The sequence below is a fragment of the Luteibacter aegosomaticola genome (genome assembly GCF_023078475.1).
GTDB classification, from domain to species: domain Bacteria; phylum Pseudomonadota; class Gammaproteobacteria; order Xanthomonadales; family Rhodanobacteraceae; genus Luteibacter; species Luteibacter aegosomaticola.
The window spans coordinates 359,522-377,159 of record NZ_CP095741.1 but is presented as its reverse complement, the minus strand read 5'-3'; the positions used below and the strand labels follow the sequence as shown (position 1 = coordinate 377,159).

Genomic DNA, 17,638 nt, shown 5'->3' with positions numbered 1-17,638 from the left:
AGCCGACGCTCGCGAGCGCGTCGGCTTTTTCGTATCAAGCGTCACCAGCGATACGACATGCCCGCGTAGGCCTGGCGATCCGCGGTAGCGTTGTTCAGACCCATGTTGGCGCCTATATCCAGCTGGAACGTCCGGCTCACGGCGTACGTCAGCGCGACGTCGCCGGATTCCTGCTTCACCCGACCCGAGGGGTCGTGGTTATCCTGTCGCCAGTACTCCACGGCGATGGAGAGTTTGCTCGTCAGTGCATGGCCGATGTTCACGAGGTTAGTAATGGCGATATGCCGTCCGTGGCCGTCCGTGTCCGCGAGCGCATCGAGCTCGGGGCCGAGGGTCACCGTGAAGCCTGCGCCCACCACCATGCTCACTGGCACAGCCACCCCACCCTCCCACCGGTAGTTACCGAGACCACGCGAGGCCGTGGGTGCCTTCACGAACGGGATGATCGAAGCACTGACGTTATCGCCGCTGTAGAGCGCCGTCTTGATCCGGAGGTAGGTGTCGCCACTACCGCGCTCGGTATGGCGCTCACTATCGACCTTGCTGCGCACGCGTAGCGCGGGCGCCCAGTTCACTTCGATATCCGTATGCGCGCCGATGCCGTACTTGAGGTACGGGTTCACGTAATACAGCGTATCGGTGCGGCTTCCCGGGTGGGCATCACGCGTGCCATTACCCAGGTCGGTCTCGAACTGCCACGCGCCCTCGGGCACGGTACACGTCGCATTGGCCTTGGTGGGTCGGTCGGTACAGATCGACGGCACGTCATCCGCGCGAGCGGCAAACGTGGATACCGCGGCCAACAGGGCCACCGGGAGGAGGATGGAACGGAACGTCATGGTCATGCCTGCGAATCAAGAATGACCGCCCATGCTAGGCACCGGCGTCTATGGGCGGCGCGATAATCGCGCACCGCCCATCAAGGCGGTATCAAGATAGCGCTCAGGCCAGGCCGGCGAGGCGATAGCCGACTTGCAGCTCGGTGACGAGATGCCTGGGGCGTGCCGGTTCGTCTTCGAGCTTCTGGCGAAGGTTGGCCATGTAGACGCGAACGTAGTGCGGGCGTGTGGCGTACCCCGGCCCCCACACGTCCAACAACAGTTGCTTATGCGTGAGCACCTTGCCTTGCGCGCGAACGAGCGCGCCGAGCAGGCGAAATTCGATAGGCGTAAGGTGCACAGGCTGCCCCGCCTTGCTGACCTCGTGCGTGGCGAGGTTCACGACGATCTCCCCGAACACCACGCGCGCACTGGCCGCGCCTTTCTCGCCCGTGAGGCTGGCGCGACGCAGTTGTGCCCGCACCCGAGCCACCAGCTCGGGGACGCCAAAGGGCTTCGCAAGGTAGTCATCGGCACCCGCTTCCAGCGCGGCGACCTTCTCCGCCTCGCCATCACGTGCGGAGAGCACGATGATCGGGCACGACGACCAGCCACGCACCTCCCGGATCACGACCTTGCCGTCTTCGTCTGGCAGGCCAAGGTCGAGCACGATCAGATCGGGCTGGCGGCTGGCCGCTTCGATGCGTGCCCGTAACGCATCATCCGCTTCGAACACCTGCATGTCCTCGCGCTCCAGCGCCAGGCGCAGGAAGCGGCGGATATCGGATTCATCTTCCACCACGAGGATGCGGGGCCGATTCATGGCAGGTCTTCCATATCGATCGCGGGCGGCTCGCCCAACGGCAGGGTAAGGGTGAAGACGGCACCCGATGGGGTGCGCCGCGATGCGACGATACTTCCACCATGCGCTTCCATGATCCGGCGCGCGAGGGAGAGGCCAAGCCCAACGCCTGGCACCGCGGATTCGCGCTCACCGCGGGCGAAGGCGGCGAAGAGCTGACTCGCGTTAACTCCGGCGGGAAAGCCTGGGCCGTTGTCTTCGACGACGACACGCAGATGGCGTAGCTCACGGAGGCCGCGGATCCATACCGTCGCATCAGACGGGGTGTACTTGATCGCGTTATCAAGCAGGTTGGCAAGCACGCGATCGAACATGACCGCATCCAGTTCGACCAGCGGAACGTCAGGTGCAAGCTCAACGACGATATGGCGCGTGCCGGTATCGACGTTGGCCAGCGCGGCGCCCACCAGTTCATCGAGCGCATGCCATTCGCGCTGCAGATGCGTACCGCCATCCTGAAGGCGCGCGGCATCGAGCAGGTTGGCGATCTGCCGCTGCATACTATCGGCCTGTGCGGCGATAGCGCGCGCAAGCTCGCCATCACCCATGACATCCGCCATGCCCCGGATCGCGGCCAGTGGCGTGCGAAGGTCGTGGGACACGGCGGCGAGCAATGCGTTGCGCAGCTTCTCGCCTTCCATGTGCAACTGGGTTTCGTGCGCGATATCGACGAAATGCACGCGCTCGACGGCCAGCGCCACCAGCGATTGGCAGGCCTGCAGAAGGTCGCGCTGTTCCGCCTCGAGCGGGCCATGCCGGTCATCGCGGAGCATAAGCACGCCGCGCGTACGCAGCGGTGTGATCAGCGGGAGGTAGGTCGCCGCATGCGCCGTCAGCGTGTCCGTGTGCCGCCCTGCTGGCTTGCCTTCCTCCAGCACCCACTGGGCCACCGCGGGATCGGCAAGCGTGGCACTGACCAGGATGTGCTCGTCCTTGTCCGGCAAAAGGAGGGTGGCTGTGCTGTCGAACAAGGGACCGATGCGTGACGTGCAGACCTGGGCGATGTCCTCCGACCTAACCGCCGCGGAGAGATCGGTAGCGACCATCGCCAGCGCGCTTGCCCGGCGTTCACCGGCCACGGCACTGAGCGCCTTCTCCCGCAGCCGTGCAGCGAGTTGGCCCGTGACGAGGGCCACGACCAGCATGAGCACGAAGGTAAACAGGTACTGAGTATCCGAGACGTGGAACGACCACACCGGTGGCACGAAGAAGAAATCGAGGGCGGCGACACTGACCAGCGCGGAAAGCGCTCCCGCACCACGGCCCCAACGCAACGCCGCAAGCACCACGTTAAGCAGGAACACCATCACCACGTTGGAGAGATCGAAGACGCGAAGCAGCTGCGAGGCGATCAGGGTGGTGGCGGCGCAGCCGACCAGCACGAGCGCGAGCGTGCGGCCACGCGAGGCAGGCGGCGAAGCGGGGAGGAAGCGGTCAGCCATCGCCCGGCATGATAGCCGCACGCCGAAGCGGGCGGCTATCAGGAGGTGCACCGGCAGGATCACATCAACGGCGTCAGGATCAGATCGATCAGCTTGATGCCGATAAACGGCGCGATCAGGCCGCCTACCCCGTACACCAGCAGGTTCCGGGTGAGCAGGTCTTTAGCCGGCGCCGGCCGGTAGCGCACTCCGCGCAAGGCCAGGGGGATGAGTACCACGATGATCAGGGCATTGAAGATCACCGCCGAGAGGATCGCGGAGGCAGGCGTGTGCAAATGCATCACGTTGAGCGCGTCGAGCGACGGGTACGTGGCCACGAAGGCCGCCGGAATGATCGCGAAGTACTTGGCCAGATCGTTGGCCACGCTGAAGGTGGTCAGCGCGCCCCGGGTCATGATCATCTGCTTGCCCACCTCGACCACCTGCAGCAGTTTGGTGGGGTTGGAGTCCAGGTCCACCATGTTGCCGGCTTCCTTGGCCGCCTGGGTACCGCTGTTCATGGCGACGGCTACATCGGCCTGGGCCAGCGCCGGCGCATCATTGGTGCCGTCTCCGGTCATCGCCACGAGGTGGCCTTCGTCCTGGTAACGGCGGATCAGGGCCAACTTGTCTTCTGGAGTGGCTTCCGCAAGGAAATCGTCCACGCCCGCTTCAGCGGCAATGGCCGCGGCGGTCAAACGGTTATCGCCCGTAATCATCACGGTCGCGATGCCCATCTTGCGTAGCTGCGCAAACTGGGTCTTGATGCCGTCCTTGACGATGTCCTTCAGCTCGATCACGCCGAGGACACGATGGCCGTCCGCCACGACCAGGGGCGTCGCGCCACGGCGGCTCACCGTATCCACGCTGCGCTCGACATCGGCGGGGAACACGCCACCGAGCGATTCCACGTGGGCGCGTACCGCCGTCGCCGCGCCTTTACGCAACAGGCGCTCGCCGATGTCGACACCACTCATGCGCGTGCGCGCTGTGAACGGCACGGCGACGTGCGAAGGAGGCAGCGCGTCATCACCAGTGGACCCCGCGCCGCGCCCTCGGGCCAGAACGACGACCGAACGGCCTTCCGGCGTATCGTCAGCCAGCGAGGCCAGCCGTGCCGCCTCGGCGAGTGCCGGCTCGGCAACGCCGCTCGCGGCGTGGAAGGCGGTGGCCTGGCGATTGCCCAGAGTAATCGTGCCGGTCTTGTCGAGCAGCAGCACATCCACGTCACCCGCCGCTTCGATCGCCCGTCCGGAGATCGCGATGACATTGGCCTTCAGCATGCGGCTCATGCCCGCGATACCGATAGCCGATAGCAGCGCACCGATCGTGGTGGGGATCAGGCACACGAGCAGCGCGACCAGGACGGTGACGCTGACAACCTCGCCGTGCCCACTCAAGGCGACGCTAAGGCTGGAGAATGGCAACAGGCTTGCGCATACCATCAGGAAGATCGCGGTGAGCGCGACGAGCAGGATGGTCAGCGCCACTTCGTTCGGGGTCTTGCCGCGGCGTGCGCCCTCGACCATGGCGATCATACGATCAAGGAACGCCTCGCCCGGGTTGGCCGTGACCCGCATGATGATCCAGTCGGAGAGCACTCGCGTGCCGCCGGTCACCGATGAAAAGTCGCCACCGGACTCACGAACCACGGGTGCCGATTCACCGGTGATGGCCGATTCGTCAACAGAAGCGATGCCCTCCACCACCTCGCCATCGGCGGGAATCACTTCGCCGGCCTCGACGAGCACGAAGGCGCCGGCGGTAATCTCGTCACTGCCGGCGATATGCCAGGTGCTCTCATAGCGCGGTTCGCGCAGCACCTTCGCATGCACGCGTTTCTTCGCCGCACGCAGGGCCTCTGCCTGGGCCTTGCCGCGGCCCTCGGCCAGCGCTTCCGCCGCGTTGGCAAACAGCACGGTAAACCACAGCCAGCCCGCGATGGCGAAGACGAAGCCCGTTGGCGCGTCCGCATGGCCGCGCAACGCCTGGATGCCAAGGATCGTGGTGAGAATGCTGCCGAGGTAGACGACGAACATCACGGGGTTCTTCCACTGCGTGGCCGGGGCCAGCTTGGCGAACGCCGCGATGAGGATGGCCCCTATGCCGGGCTGCGCGATGACAGGCCGGCCTTCGAGATTCGTAGGGACAGTAGGTTCCAGGGTGCTCATGGTCGTATCCGGGTCAGTGCGCCGCATCGAGCGCACGGTTCAGGGCAAGGACGTTCACGCGGGGTTCGCCGAGGAAGCCCCACTGGCGGCCCTGGCGCTGCTGCGCCACGAGGTCCGCCACGGTAGCGGCTGGTACGTGTCGCGCGGCAGCCACGCGGGATACCTGCGCCAGCGCGTTGGCGACGCTGATATCGGGATCCAGCCCTGAGGCGGAAGCGGTCACCGCGTCCACCGGCACCGGAGCACTCGCAGGGAGCTGGTTTTCCTTGCGGTAGGCAGCAGCGCGTTCGGCCACCGCGTCGCGCAATTTGGCGCTCGTCGCGCCCAGGTTGCTCGCACCACTGGCCGCCGCGTTGTAAGGCGTATCACCGGTCACGCTCGGACGTGGGTGGAAGTAACGCGGCTGGGTGAAGTTCTGGCCAAGCTGACCGGAGCCAACCACGGTATCGCCGTTGCGCACGAGGCTACCTGCCGACTGGCTCGGAAAGAACGCCGTGGCGAGCGCGGTACTCGCCAGGGGATAGGCCACGCCCGTGATAGCCATGAACAGCACGGCCGATACCAGAGCGGGACGAACGAGGGAATGTGTCATGGTGGCTATCTCAGAAGAACTGCCCGGCAAGCATGGCGAGATGCTCGACGATGGGACCAAGGGCAAGCGCTGGAAGGAACGTGAGACCACCCACCACCAGCACGACGAACACGAGTAGCGCGGTAAACAACGGCGTGGCCGTCGGCAATGTGCCAGCGCTTTCAGGTACCGTGCGCTTGGTAGCCAGGCAGCCGGCGGCGGCCAGCATCGGCAGCAGCGTGAAGTAACGACCGAACAGCATGGCGAGGCCGATGGTCGTGTTGAAGAACGGTGTGTTCGCATTAAGCCCAGCGAACGCCGACCCGTTGTTCGCCGTACCCGAGGTGTACGCGTAGATCAGCTCACTGAAGCCATGCGGACCAGCATTGGCGAGGCTTGCCTGTGCGCCAGGCCATACCGACGCTAGCGCCGTGAACCCAAGGATGATGAAGGGGTGGGCAAGCACGGCGAGCATCACGAGCTTGATCTCGCGCGCTTCGATCTTCTTGCCGAGAAACTCAGGCGTGCGGCCAATCATCATGCCCACGAGAAACACGGTGAGGATGGCGAAGCCGGCAAGGTTGATGAAGCCGACCCCCACGCCGCCGAACACGTCGTTGAGCATCATCAGGAACATCGGCACCAGGCCGCCCAACGGCGTCAGCGAATCGTGCATCGCATCCACCGAGCCCGTGGTAGCCGCTGTCGTGGTAGCGACGAATGCACTGGTCTGGGCGATACCGAAACGCAGTTCCTTGCCCTCCATATTGCCGCCCGGCTGCAGCTCGCCACGTGTCTGATCCACGCCTAGCGTGGTGAATACCGGATTGCCCTGCCTTTCGGCGCTGTACTCCAGCGAGAGGAAGCCGATGAACATGACGAGGAACGCGGCCAGGAACGCCCAGCCCTGGCGACGGCGCGAGAGCATGCGCCCAAACGCGTACGTGAGCGCCGAGGGGATCAGGAACATCGCCAGCATGTGCAGGAGGTTGGTGAGCGGCGTCGGATTCTCGAAGGGATGCGCGGCGTTGGCCCCATAGAAGCCGCCCCCGTTGGTCCCGACATGCTTGATCGCCTCAAGGCTGGCAACCGGCCCGACAACCATGTGCTGGACGGGGCCTTCGAGGGTCGTCGCATCCACGGAGCTGGTTAGCGTCTGCGGCATACCCTGCCATACATAGGCAAGCGAGAGCACCAGGCAGATCGGCAGCAGGATGCGCCAGATGATCCGGCTGAAGTCGACCCAGTAGTTCCCAACGTCGTTGCCGCCACGCTGCGCAAGCCCACGGATAAAGGCGGCGCAACCCGCGATACCCGATGCCGCGCTCACGGTCATCAGAAAGGTGATCACCGCCATCTGCGAGAAGTTCGACAGGCTGGATTCGCCCGAATAGGACTGCCAGTTCGTGTTGGTGATGAACGACGCGGCCGTATTGAACGCGAGGTCCGCCGACTGCGCCGGGCGTTGCAGCGCATCAAACGGCAAAAGTGCCTGCACACGAAGCAACACGTAGCCGAGCACCATCATCGCCGCGTTGCTGGCCACGAGCGCGAGACCATAGGCTTTCCAGTCCATGCCCCGCGTCGGCTCCACACCAAGCAGCCGGTAGCCGATCCGTTCCGGCAGGATATGTCCGTGCTCGGTTAGTACGCGGGTTAACCAGCGGCCCGCGACGAACACGAGCCCGGCCATGCAGGCCAGGACCACGGCGAATTGAAGAAGATCGATGGACATAAGGCGCTCAGACCTTGTCCAGGGCGACGACGAAACCCGCCGTGACGGCGAAGAAAAGCGCCGCCACCGCCAAAAAGACGATGTCGTTCATGGATTCCTCGAAACAGTGGCGTCAGAAACGCTCGGGTTTGACAAGCGCGTACAGTAGGTACGCGAACAAGGCCAGGACTAGCAGGCCGCCAATGACGGTCATGGGCGCTCCAGAGGGGAGTGGGACACCCCATGGAATGCTAGTGAGCGCCGGCTCAAGGCGCGGCGCAGATGACTGGCTTGTGTATCAAGACCGTATCAAGGCCCGCCGGGCCCTGCTTCGGGGAACGTGGCGCGACCGCCACTGCGGACCGCGCCAGGGGTGCGCCTGGCCGTCAGGCTCCGGCGTTCGTCCACCCACCGCCCAGCGCACGCACCAGGTCGATGCTGGCCTGGAGACGTCGTGTCCGCACGAATTGGGCAGCTCGTTCTGCCTGCAGGTAGCTGGTCTGGGCGGTGACGACATCGAGGTAGCTGACCACGCCTTCGCCGTAGCGGTGCGTGGCCATGCCGGCGGCTTCCTTCGCCGCCGCTGCCGCATCGTCTTCGTCGGCGGCTTCGCGGGTGAGATTGCCGACCAGCGAGAGATTGTCTTCGACCTCTTGGAAGGCCCTCAGCACCGTGACGCGGTAGGCACCGGAGGCTTCATCGAAGACGGCGCGTGCTTCGCGGGTCTGCGCGCGGCGGAGCCCGCCGTCGAAGAGAGAACCGACCAGCGAGGGGCCGACGGCCCAGATGCGGTTGCCCGCGTTGACCAGCTGGCCGCCACCTGCATCCTGCCAGCCGAATAGGCCGCCAAGACTGAAGGTCGGGTAGTACGCCGCGCGGGCTACGCCGATGTCGGCATTCGCCGCGAAGGTGCGGCGCTCCGCCGCTGCGATATCGGGACGACGTTGCAGCAAGGCGGACGGGACGCTGGATGGCGTCATCGGCACGGCGAGTGCCGAGGTATCGGCGGGAAGCGTGAACGTCGAGGCGGATTCACCGAGGAGGCTGCCGATCGCATGTTCAAGCAACGCGCGCTGCGCCTTCACTTCGTCGGCCTGCGCGCGTGCATCGGAAAGCTGGTTCTTTGCGCGAGCGACGGACAACCCGGAATCCACGCCCACGGCGAGGCGGCGCTGGGTCATGGCCAGGCCCTTGGCGTACTCGCCCAACGAGTCATCGAGGATATGCGCCTGGATGTCGTCGCCGCGTGCCTGGACGTAGAGATTGGCGAGCTGCGCTTGCAGGCTGAGGGTCACGGACGCAAGGTCGGCCTTCGCTGCGTCGGCACGTGCATGGCCGGCGGCCACTTCATTGCGCACGCGACCCCAGAGGTCCACCTCGTAGTTGAGCGACAGACCCAACGCACGCGCGCTGTATGTATCCGGCTGGTTGGCACCACGCAACGGTTTGTTGTCCGACTGGCGCGTGCGCAGCGGTTGCGCGCTATCGTCGACCTGCGGTGCCATCGCCGAACGTTGCTCGGCCTCGTACGCGGCCGCCTGGTCGTAGTGCGCAACAGCGACGGCGAGCGTGGGGTTGTTCGTCACCAGACGCGACTCGAGGTCATCGAGCGTCTTATCGCCATAGGCGGTCCACCACGTGCCACGCATCTGCTCATCAGCAGGCGCCGCGTCCTTCCAGAACGGATCGTCGGACGTCTTGTAGGCAGCCGCTACCGGCACCTGAGGCGTGTGGTACACCGGCGCAAGCGAGCAGCCCGCGAGCAGCACGGCCATACCCGCACCCGCGCAAAGCGGACGGAGCGAACGCTCAGGCCTTAGCCACTGGGCCATGGCCGTTCTCCTCGGTGGCGACGTGAACCTTCTGGCCCTGCATCAGGGAATCCGGCGGATGGTCGATGACGCGATCGCCCGGCTTCAGGCCGCGATCAACCACAAGGGTCTCGCCGTAGTCCGCACTGATATGGATATCGCGCAGCGCCACGGTATCGCCGCTACCAAGCACGGCAAGCTGCGGGCCCTGCGCACGGAACAGCAGTGCCGAGGCTGCCACCGTATGTGCGTTGACCTCCTGCGTCACGGGCAACTGCACGTCGGCGTAATCACCGGGCAGGAGCTGGCCGTTCTGGTTGGGCACCTCGAACTGCGCCAGGATCGATCCGGAAAGCGGGTTCACCGCGCCGGACGAGCCGATGAGCGTGGCGGTGAGCTGCGTGCCCGGATGCTCGAGCACACTGAGTGTGACGGTCATGCCCGGCTTCACTGCGTCGGCGTACGCCTGTGGAATGCTGACGTACAAGCGCATGCGCGAGGTATCGGACACCGTGAACAGCGCCGGCGCGGCAGCGTTCGTGGACGAAACGAGGTCACCTACATCCGTCTGGCGGCTGGTGATGGTTCCCGCGAATGGCGCGACCACGGACTTGAAGGCCTCCAGCGCGGCGAGGCGATCGACATCCGCCTGCGCCGCCGTGACGTTCGCCTTCGCCACTTCGGCGTCGCTCTGCTTTTCGTCCGCCTCCTGCTTCGAGACCGAGTGGTCGTCGAGCAGATCCTGCCAGCGCTGGCTGGTGGCCTGGGCCAGTTTTTGTGAGGCTGCGGCCTTCACCAGCGTGGCCTTCGCCATGGCGTACTGCTGATCCAGTGCCGGCGTGTTGATCACACCGAGCACATCGCCCGCGGCCACCTTGCTGCCGATGTCGTGCGTCCAGCTCTTCAGGTAACCACTGACCTGCGCGTGGAGCGGCGCGCTGGTCCAGGCATCGATGTGACCAGGCAGCGTCATCGGCTGCGCGGTACCCGCAGCGATCGGGGCCATGAGCGCGACGGTTGGGATCTCCTGCTCGTGCGACCAGGTCGCCAGCTGGTGGTATTCAGAGGCGCGGATGGAAAGACCCGCGGCAACCGCGACGCCCGCGCCCACCACGATCGCGATGATCAGGGGGCGCAGTCGCGGTGCCTTCGGCACCGGTGCGGAGGCTTCAGTGGACATGGGAGGCTCCGGTCGAAGGAAGGGCTTGGAGGGAACGCTTCTTGGCGTCGTTGGCGTGCACGATGCTGAAGATCACCGGCACGAAGAACAGGGTGGCCGTGGTGGCGAAGATGAGGCCGCCGATCACGGCGCGACCGAGCGGTGAGTTCTGCTCGTGGCTCAGGGCCATCGGCAGCATGCCGATGATCATGGCGATGGCGGTCATGCACACCGGGCGGAAGCGGGTAAAGCCGGCTTCCATGGCGGCCCTCATCGCGTCGCCGTGTTCGGCCAGGCGCTCGCGGCAGAAGCTGACCACGAGGATCGAGTTGGCTGTCGCCACGCCCATGCACATGATCGCGCCGGTCAATGCGGGCACCGAGAGGCTGGTGTGCGTGATGAAGAGCATCCACACGATACCGGCCAGCGCGGCGGGCAACGCGGTGATGATCACGAACGGGTCGACCCACGACTGGAAGTTCACCACGGTAAGCAGGTAGATCAGCACGATGGCACCCGCCAGGCCGAACACCAGTCCGGTGAAGGCTTCATTCATGGTGTCGCTCTGGCCATGCAGCGCGACCTGCGTGCCCTTCGGCCGGCTTCCCGCGAACTGGGCCAGCACCTTGTTGATGTCAGCCGAGACGGCGCCAAGGTCGCGGCCCTGCAGCGAGGCGTAGATGTCCAGCGACGGCATGATGTTGTAGTGCGAGACCATCGCGGCCGTGGTGTCGCGGCTGAAGCTGGCCAGGCCGCCCAGCACCTGCGAATGCCCGTTGCCGGAGGTGACCGGCAAGCCGCTCAGGTCTGCCATGGAGTCCATGTGGTACTGCGGGGTCAACGCGACGATCGAGTACGACACGCCGTTCTTCGGATTCAGCCAGAACGTGGGAGCGACCTGCGAGGTGCCAGCGAGCGTCGAGACCAGCGAATTAGTGACATCACGTTCGTTGAAACCCAGCTCGTCGGCGCGTGTGCGGTTCACGTCCACACCGAGTTCCGGATAGCTATCGCTCTGCTGCATGCGGACGTCGGCGATGCCCGGGATGGCCTTCATGGCCTGCATGATCTTCAGCGCGTAATCGTGGTTGCCCTGCAGGTTGCGGCCCATGATCGACACATCGAGCGCGGCCGGCGCGCCGAAGTTGAGGATCTGGCTGGACATGTCCGCGGGCAGGAAAGCGAAATCAGTGCCTGGGAACTGCCTGGGCAGCACTTCGCGCAGGCGCTTCACGTAATCTGCCGCCGGTTGGTGGCCTTCCTTCAGGGCGATCTGGATATCGCCATCCTGCGGGCCGATGGTGCCGTCGTTGCTGTAGGCCATGTTGATGCCGCTGACCGGCAAGCCGATGTTGTCGACCACGGTGCCCAGCTCGCCCGGCGGAATCACCTGGCGGATCGCGTTCTCGATGTGATCGAATTCGGCGGCCGTTTCCTCGATGCGCGTACCCATGGGGGCGCGCACGTGCAACGACAACGAATCGCTGTCCACGGCAGGGAAGAAGTCCTTGCCCAGCGTGGGGATGAGGACGAAGGAAGCGAGCACGAAGGCGAGGAAGCCCACGATGAAGCGTTTGCGGTTGGCGAGTGCCGCGGCCAGCGTACCGTAGTAGGTATCGCGGACCTTCGAGAAGCCCTTTTCGAAGTTGCGCTGGAAGGCGCGGGCAAACGCCATGAGGCCGCGGTGCCGGGTGCCCTCGTCGCCGTTATGGTGGTTGAGGAACGCATCCTCCGGGTGTTCTCCGGCGCCACCTTCGACGTGATGCGGCTTGAGCAGGTACATCGCCAGCGTAGGGACCAGGGTACGCGACAGCACGAACGACGAGGCCATCGCGAAGATCACCGACAGCGCCATCGGCCGGAACAGGAAGCCCGCGATGCCCTTCAGCAGGAACATGGGCACGAACACGATGCAGATGCAGAGCAGCGAGACGAACGCCGGGCCTACGATCTGCTTGGCGCCATCCATGATCGCCGATTCGACGTCCTTACCCTGCTCCAGATGCCAGTTGATATTCTCGATGGTGACCGTGGCGTCATCTACGAGGATGCCGACGGCCAGCGCGAGGCCTCCCAGGGTCATCACGTTGAGCGTTTGCCCCGATATGGAGAGCAACGCGATGGCAGAAAGAATCGCCAGGGGAATCGACACCGCGATGATCACGGTGGAACGCCAGCTACCCAGGAACACGAGGATCATGACCGAGGTGAGCAGCGCCGCGATGATGCCTTCGCGCGCCACCGAGGTGATCGCATCCTTGACGAAGGTGGACTGGTCGTTCATCAGCTCCAGCTTCAGGCCCTTGGGCGCGGTCTCCTGGATCATCGGCATCATGGCGCGGGCACCGGCCACCACGGCAAGCGTGGAGGCGTCACCGGTCTTCAGCATGGACATGAGCACGGCGCGCTTGCCGTCTACACGCACCACGTTGGTCTGCGGCGGGGAACCGTCTCGCACGTGGGCCACGTCGCCAATGGTGATGGTGGCGCCATTCACCGTTTTGATCGGGAGCTTGTTCAGCGCCGCGATCGCGGTGGGGCTATCGTTGAGGCGTACGTCGTATTCGAACTGCCCGATCTTCGCCGTGCCCACCGGGATGATCTGGTTCTGCGCAGCCAGCGCCGTGCCGACATCCTGGGCGGACAGGCCCTTGGCGGCCAGCGCACTGGGATCGAGATCGAGCACGATCTGGCGCAGGCGGCCACCGTACGGCGCGGGGATGGCGATACCCGGCACCGACACCAGCGAAGGCATGATGAAGTTCTGCGCCTGGTCGCGGATGTTGGCCTCGCTGAGCTTGTTGCTCGACAACGCCATCTGCAGCACCGGCACGGTGGACGCGTTGTAGTTGAGGATCAGCGGTGGCGTGATGCCCGGCGGCATCTGCTTCAGCACCGTCTGCGATACCGACGTCACCTGCGCGGTTGCGGTGCGGATATCGACGCCCGGCTGGAAGAAGATCTTGACCACGGCCGCGCCGTTCACCGACTCGGACTCGATGTGCTCCACGTTACTGACCGTGGTGGTAAGCGTGCGCTCGTAGTAGTAAACGACGCGGCCCGACATATCCGCCGGCGGCAGGCCGGTGTAGGTCCACACGACGCTGATCACCGGGATGCCAATGTTGGGGAAGATATCCGTGGCCGTATTGAGCGCGGCAAGCGGGCCGGCGATCAGGATGGCCAGTGCAAGGACGATGAAGGTGTACGGCTTGGAGAGCGCTATGCGCACCAGGTTTAGCATGGGCTTGTCCGGGGAATCGCTGCGTACAGTCTTCAACCCCGTGCGCTGCGCGAACCGCCGCCCGGCTCAACTCCACCTTTTCCTCAGGTTAACAATGCCCGGTACGCGGTGTCGCAAGGCGCTGATGGCGCGTAAAGACAGCGCTCGTCGTGCGACACGATCACGCGAGGTGCGGCAACGTGTCCGCAAGATGGTCGAGGAAAAGCTTCACGCGATGCGAGCCAAGGTGACGTCTGGCATATAGCGCGTGGATACCACCACCGGGCATTTCCCAATCGGGAAGCACTTTCACCAGGCGTCCGGCCTTCAGGTGGTGATCAACGACCCATCCCGATCGCTTGACGATGCCGAGACCGGCCAGCGCCCATAGCACCGCGGATTCGCCGTCATTCGTGGCAAGGCCGCCCCGGATCTTGATGACTTCCGGTTCGCCCTGCACGGGATCCGTGGGAAACATTCGCCACGGCGCGCAGGCATCCGGGCCCTGCTGCACGTCGATGCAATGGTGATGGTACAGGTCCCTCGGATGCGTCGGCGTGCCATGCCGGTCGAGATACGCGGGAGACGCGCAGAGCACACCCTCATTGGAAGCAATGCGTCGCGCGATGACACGAGTCTCTGGCGGCTCGCCGAACCAGAAGCCAATATCGAAGGCATCTTCGGCGAAGGGCTGCGGCGCTTCGGTAAGCACCAGGCGGACATCGACGTCCTGGTATTTCTGCGTGAAGCCGATGATCGCGGGTGCCACATGGATACGCCCAAAGCCGAATGTGGCATTGATGCGCAACAGGCCACGTGGCGATTCGCGGTTCGCTTCCATGAGGTCATCGAGCGCCTCGATATCCGCGAGGATCCGGCGAGCATGCAGGAGTAGCACTTCTCCTTCCGGCGTGACACTCAGCCGGCGCGTGGTCCGGTTGACCAGTGGCATGCCGAGCCGCGCTTCCACCGCGGCGAGACGCTTGCTCACCGCCGCTGTCGTCACACCGAGCTGGCGGGCGGCCGCGCTTAGCGAGCCGGCCGTGGCGAGCGCCACGAAGAAGGGAAGTTCGGCGGGCTGGATTCCGGCTGGCATGAGGTTGCTGGCGTCGAAAAGCAGGATTTTGCCGCGTGCACCTTTCGCCCGCGTTCCAGCGAGGAAAGGTGGCGGCCGAGAGCCGCCACCTTCCAGGTCTTACTGTTCCGGCAGGCTATAAGCGATAACGTAATCGCCCAGCTTGGTACCGAAGCTACCGTGGCCACCCGCGGCGGTCACGATGTACTGCTTGCCGTTCTCCGAGTAGGTCATCGGTGTGGACTGGCCGCCGGCAGGCAGGCGATCCTGCCAGAGCAGCTTGCCGGTGGTGACGTCGAAGGCGCGGATGTAGTTATCCATCGTGGCGGTCAGGAAGGCCACGCCACCGCCGGTCACCATGGTGCCGCCGAGCATGGGCATGCCCAGTTCGAACGACAGCGGCAACGGCGTAGAATCGCGCGTGGTGCCCACCTTGTGCTTCCACAGGATTTTGTTCGTGCGCAGATCGATGCCTGCGATGTAACCCCACGGCGGTGCCGGGCACGGCAGACCCATCGGCGAGAGGAACACGTGCAGGTCCACACCGTACGGCGTGCCGTACATCGGCTGCACACCGACTTCGCTACCCGGCGGATGCTGCGCGTTCGGGGCGGCCGGGTTATCCGGGCCACGTTCCTTCAGCTGCGAAACGAACGGCATGGCCATGGGATTGGCGATGGCGATCTGGCGATCCGGATCTACCGCGATACCACCCCACTCGAACATGCCCACGTTACCCGGGTACACCAGCGTGCCCTGCAGGTTCGGCGGCGTGAACGGGCCGTCGTAGCGCATCTTCTTGAACATGACGCGGCACGCGAGCTGGTCGAGCATCGTGGCACCCCACATGTCCGCATCGGTCAGCTTCTGCGTCGGCTGGAACGTGAGCTGCGAGTACGGCTGCGTGGCAGAAGTCCAGTCACCCTTGGCAGCGCCCTGCGGCACCGGCGTTTCCGGCGCGGGCACGACGAGCTTGCCGGTGCGGCGGTCGAGCACGAAGATGTTGCCCGTCTTCGCCGGCGCGTAGATCGCCGGGATCACACCCTGCGGCGTCTTCAGATCCACGAGGCTCGGCTGCGACGGCAAGTCCATGTCCCACAGATCGTGGTGCACGGTCTGGTACGACCAGATGCGCTTGCCCGTCGCGATATCGAGGGCCACCAGCGAGCTGGTATAGCGCTCCATGGTCGGCGTGCGATTGCCGCCCCAGATATCCGGCGTGGACATGCCGACCGGTACGTACACCATGCCGAGCTTTTCGTCGGCCGACATCACCGTCCAGGCATTCGGCGAGTTCGGCGTGTAGTGATGCGTCGCCGACGGCAGCGCGTTTTCATCCTTCGCGCCCGAATCCCATGCCCACACCAGCTTGCCTGTGTAAACATCGAAGCCGCGGATCACGCCCGACGGTTCGACCGTTGAGTAGTTGTCGGTGACCGAGCCGGCCATGATCACCATCTGCTTCGTCACGACCGGCGGCGAGGTACCTTCGAAGAAGCCACGTGTCTTCACGGTCATGCCATCGTTGAGGTCGATCTCGCCATTCTTGCCGAACGAGGTGCAACGCTCGCCGGTATCGGCATCGAGGGCGATGAGGCGGGCGTCGTTCGTGGGCAGGATGAGGCGCTTGCGGCACTCGGCCGGCGGCTCCGCGCCGTCGGTCGTACGCGCCATATCCGGCGTTTCGTGATACGAGACACCGCGGCAGGTGAGATGCTGCCAGGTCGGGTCGTCCTTCACTTCCGGATCGAACTTCCACTTCAGCTGGCCCGTGGCGGCATCCAGTGCGTACACGCGCTGGTGCGGGCTGCACAGGTACACCGTGTGGCCGACTTTCAACGGGGTCACTTCGAAGGTGGTCTCGACCGGATCGTCCTTGCCGGGCATGTCGCCGGTACGGAACGTCCAGGCCACCTTGAGCTTGCTGACGTTGTCCTTCGTGATCTGCTTCAGCGGCGACGAGTGGTCGCCATACGACGTGCGTCCATAGGCGTGCCAATCGGTATCCGGCACATCCTTCGTATCGCCCTGCGCGACACCGTCGAACGGTACGTCCGGCAGGTTGCCGCGGATCTCGTCGTGGTGGATGAACATCGACACGAGCAACACGATGGCCGACGTACCCACGACGCTCGCGAGCGGCTTCCACGCCGACGTGCGGGCGCGCGTGAGGCGGCGGAACACGAAAGGCAGCAGCATCCAGATGCCCAGGATCACGAGCACGTCGAGGCGCGGGGCGAGCTTCCAGAAGTTGAAGCCGGCTTCGCAGATGGCCCACACCAGGGTGCCGAGCAGCACCAGTGCGAACACGCTGTACGCGTGGCGGCTTCGACGCCACATGAGAATGCCAGTGACCAGCAGCAGCGGGCCGACCACGGCGTAGTAGAACGAGCCACCCAGGGTGGCCAGCCAGACGCCGCCGACGGTGACGGCAGCGCCGAAGAGCAGGGTGACGACCGAGGTGATCCTGGCCAGCCAGGGACCTTGCGTGTCTTCGGATGAATCGGGATGCGCGGCGGAAGCGCCGGATCGTTGTGCGGGTAAGTTCACGTTTTCCTCTGTGCGGCCGTGGCGCGTCGCCTTGCCCCCCGCCGGTCAAGGGTCGCCACGTCGGTCCGAAAAAGGCTGCGCCGATTTATGTTGCAGAGCAACAAAATGGGTCAATTTGCCGCACGGGCAGTGATGCCGCACCGCTGGGGTCTTACCCACCGGATGAGAAGCAGGCCACAGTTTCTTGCGACGCCTCTCCGCATTCGCACAAACGTTCAATGCCAACCCACCAGCCGTTCCTAGCCTCGGCCGCACCTTCCCTG

Annotated in this window: 12 protein-coding genes; all 12 read right to left on the bottom strand. The window is 64.9% G+C overall.

Features of this window, described 5'->3' with window-relative positions; translation table 11 throughout:
- Nucleotides 1–41 precede the first annotated feature (41 nt).
- A complete protein-coding gene (locus L2Y96_RS01725) occupies nucleotides 42–845 on the bottom strand; it encodes a transporter (RefSeq protein WP_425492511.1) in 804 nt (267 codons plus the stop codon).
- Nucleotides 846–942: 97 nt separating this feature from the next.
- Complete coding sequence (locus L2Y96_RS01720; RefSeq protein WP_247331422.1) at nucleotides 943–1,641, bottom strand: response regulator; 699 nt, start codon at nucleotides 1,639–1,641, stop codon at nucleotides 943–945.
- Nucleotides 1,638–3,122 carry a DUF4118 domain-containing protein gene (locus L2Y96_RS01715; RefSeq protein ID WP_247331420.1) on the bottom strand — a complete coding sequence of 495 codons (1,485 nt, stop codon included), beginning with the start codon at nucleotides 3,120–3,122 and terminating at the stop codon, nucleotides 1,638–1,640. Before L2Y96_RS01715 ends, L2Y96_RS01720 begins: the two co-directional genes overlap by 4 nt.
- Before the next feature lie 59 nt (nucleotides 3,123–3,181).
- Entirely contained in the window at nucleotides 3,182–5,272 is a 2,091-nt protein-coding gene (gene kdpB, locus L2Y96_RS01710; RefSeq protein ID WP_247331418.1) for a potassium-transporting ATPase subunit KdpB, read from the bottom strand.
- Between the two features lie 13 nt (nucleotides 5,273–5,285).
- Nucleotides 5,286–5,864: a potassium-transporting ATPase subunit KdpC gene (kdpC, locus tag L2Y96_RS01705; RefSeq protein ID WP_247331416.1), complete on the bottom strand. Its 579-nt coding sequence runs from the start codon at nucleotides 5,862–5,864 to the stop codon at nucleotides 5,286–5,288.
- 10 nt (nucleotides 5,865–5,874) lie between these two features.
- Entirely contained in the window at nucleotides 5,875–7,578 is a 1,704-nt protein-coding gene (gene kdpA, locus L2Y96_RS01700; RefSeq protein WP_247331415.1) for a potassium-transporting ATPase subunit KdpA, read from the bottom strand.
- A 112-nt stretch (nucleotides 7,579–7,690) separates the two neighbouring features.
- On the bottom strand, nucleotides 7,691–7,771 hold the full coding sequence (gene kdpF / locus L2Y96_RS23020; protein WP_425492639.1) for a K(+)-transporting ATPase subunit F: 81 nt from the start codon (nucleotides 7,769–7,771) through the stop codon (nucleotides 7,691–7,693).
- A gap of 172 nt (nucleotides 7,772–7,943) precedes the next feature.
- Nucleotides 7,944–9,389 (bottom strand): efflux transporter outer membrane subunit, encoded by a 1,446-nt coding sequence (locus tag L2Y96_RS01695; protein WP_247331413.1) that lies wholly within the window; start codon nucleotides 9,387–9,389, stop codon nucleotides 7,944–7,946.
- Nucleotides 9,367–10,548 carry an efflux RND transporter periplasmic adaptor subunit gene (locus tag L2Y96_RS01690; protein ID WP_247331411.1) on the bottom strand — a complete coding sequence of 394 codons (1,182 nt, stop codon included), beginning with the start codon at nucleotides 10,546–10,548 and terminating at the stop codon, nucleotides 9,367–9,369. Before L2Y96_RS01690 ends, L2Y96_RS01695 begins: the two co-directional genes overlap by 23 nt.
- Entirely contained in the window at nucleotides 10,538–13,771 is a 3,234-nt protein-coding gene (locus L2Y96_RS01685) for an efflux RND transporter permease subunit (protein ID WP_247331410.1), read from the bottom strand. The genes L2Y96_RS01690 and L2Y96_RS01685 overlap by 11 nt, the downstream gene beginning before the upstream one ends.
- A 160-nt stretch (nucleotides 13,772–13,931) precedes the next feature.
- A complete protein-coding gene (locus tag L2Y96_RS01680) occupies nucleotides 13,932–14,846 on the bottom strand; it encodes a LysR family transcriptional regulator (protein WP_247331408.1) in 915 nt (304 codons plus the stop codon).
- A gap of 99 nt (nucleotides 14,847–14,945) precedes the next feature.
- Entirely contained in the window at nucleotides 14,946–17,375 is a 2,430-nt protein-coding gene (locus L2Y96_RS01675) for a glucose/quinate/shikimate family membrane-bound PQQ-dependent dehydrogenase (RefSeq protein WP_247331407.1), read from the bottom strand.
- Nucleotides 17,376–17,638: the final 263 nt, after the last annotated feature.

Coding starts and splice junctions, on each gene's coding strand:
- L2Y96_RS01725 (WP_425492511.1), bottom strand. CDS start 845: ATGACCATGACGTTCCGTTCCATCCTCCTCCCGGTGGCCCTGTTGGCC.
- L2Y96_RS01720 (WP_247331422.1), bottom strand. CDS start 1,641: ATGAATCGGCCCCGCATCCTCGTGGTGGAAGATGAATCCGATATCCGC.
- L2Y96_RS01715 (WP_247331420.1), bottom strand. CDS start 3,122: ATGGCTGACCGCTTCCTCCCCGCTTCGCCGCCTGCCTCGCGTGGCCGC.
- kdpB (WP_247331418.1), bottom strand. CDS start 5,272: ATGAGCACCCTGGAACCTACTGTCCCTACGAATCTCGAAGGCCGGCCT.
- kdpC (WP_247331416.1), bottom strand. CDS start 5,864: ATGACACATTCCCTCGTTCGTCCCGCTCTGGTATCGGCCGTGCTGTTC.
- kdpA (WP_247331415.1), bottom strand. CDS start 7,578: ATGTCCATCGATCTTCTTCAATTCGCCGTGGTCCTGGCCTGCATGGCC.
- kdpF (WP_425492639.1), bottom strand. CDS start 7,771: ATGACCGTCATTGGCGGCCTGCTAGTCCTGGCCTTGTTCGCGTACCTA.
- L2Y96_RS01695 (WP_247331413.1), bottom strand. CDS start 9,389: ATGGCCCAGTGGCTAAGGCCTGAGCGTTCGCTCCGTCCGCTTTGCGCG.
- L2Y96_RS01690 (WP_247331411.1), bottom strand. CDS start 10,548: ATGTCCACTGAAGCCTCCGCACCGGTGCCGAAGGCACCGCGACTGCGC.
- L2Y96_RS01685 (WP_247331410.1), bottom strand. CDS start 13,771: ATGCTAAACCTGGTGCGCATAGCGCTCTCCAAGCCGTACACCTTCATC.
- L2Y96_RS01680 (WP_247331408.1), bottom strand. CDS start 14,846: ATGCCAGCCGGAATCCAGCCCGCCGAACTTCCCTTCTTCGTGGCGCTC.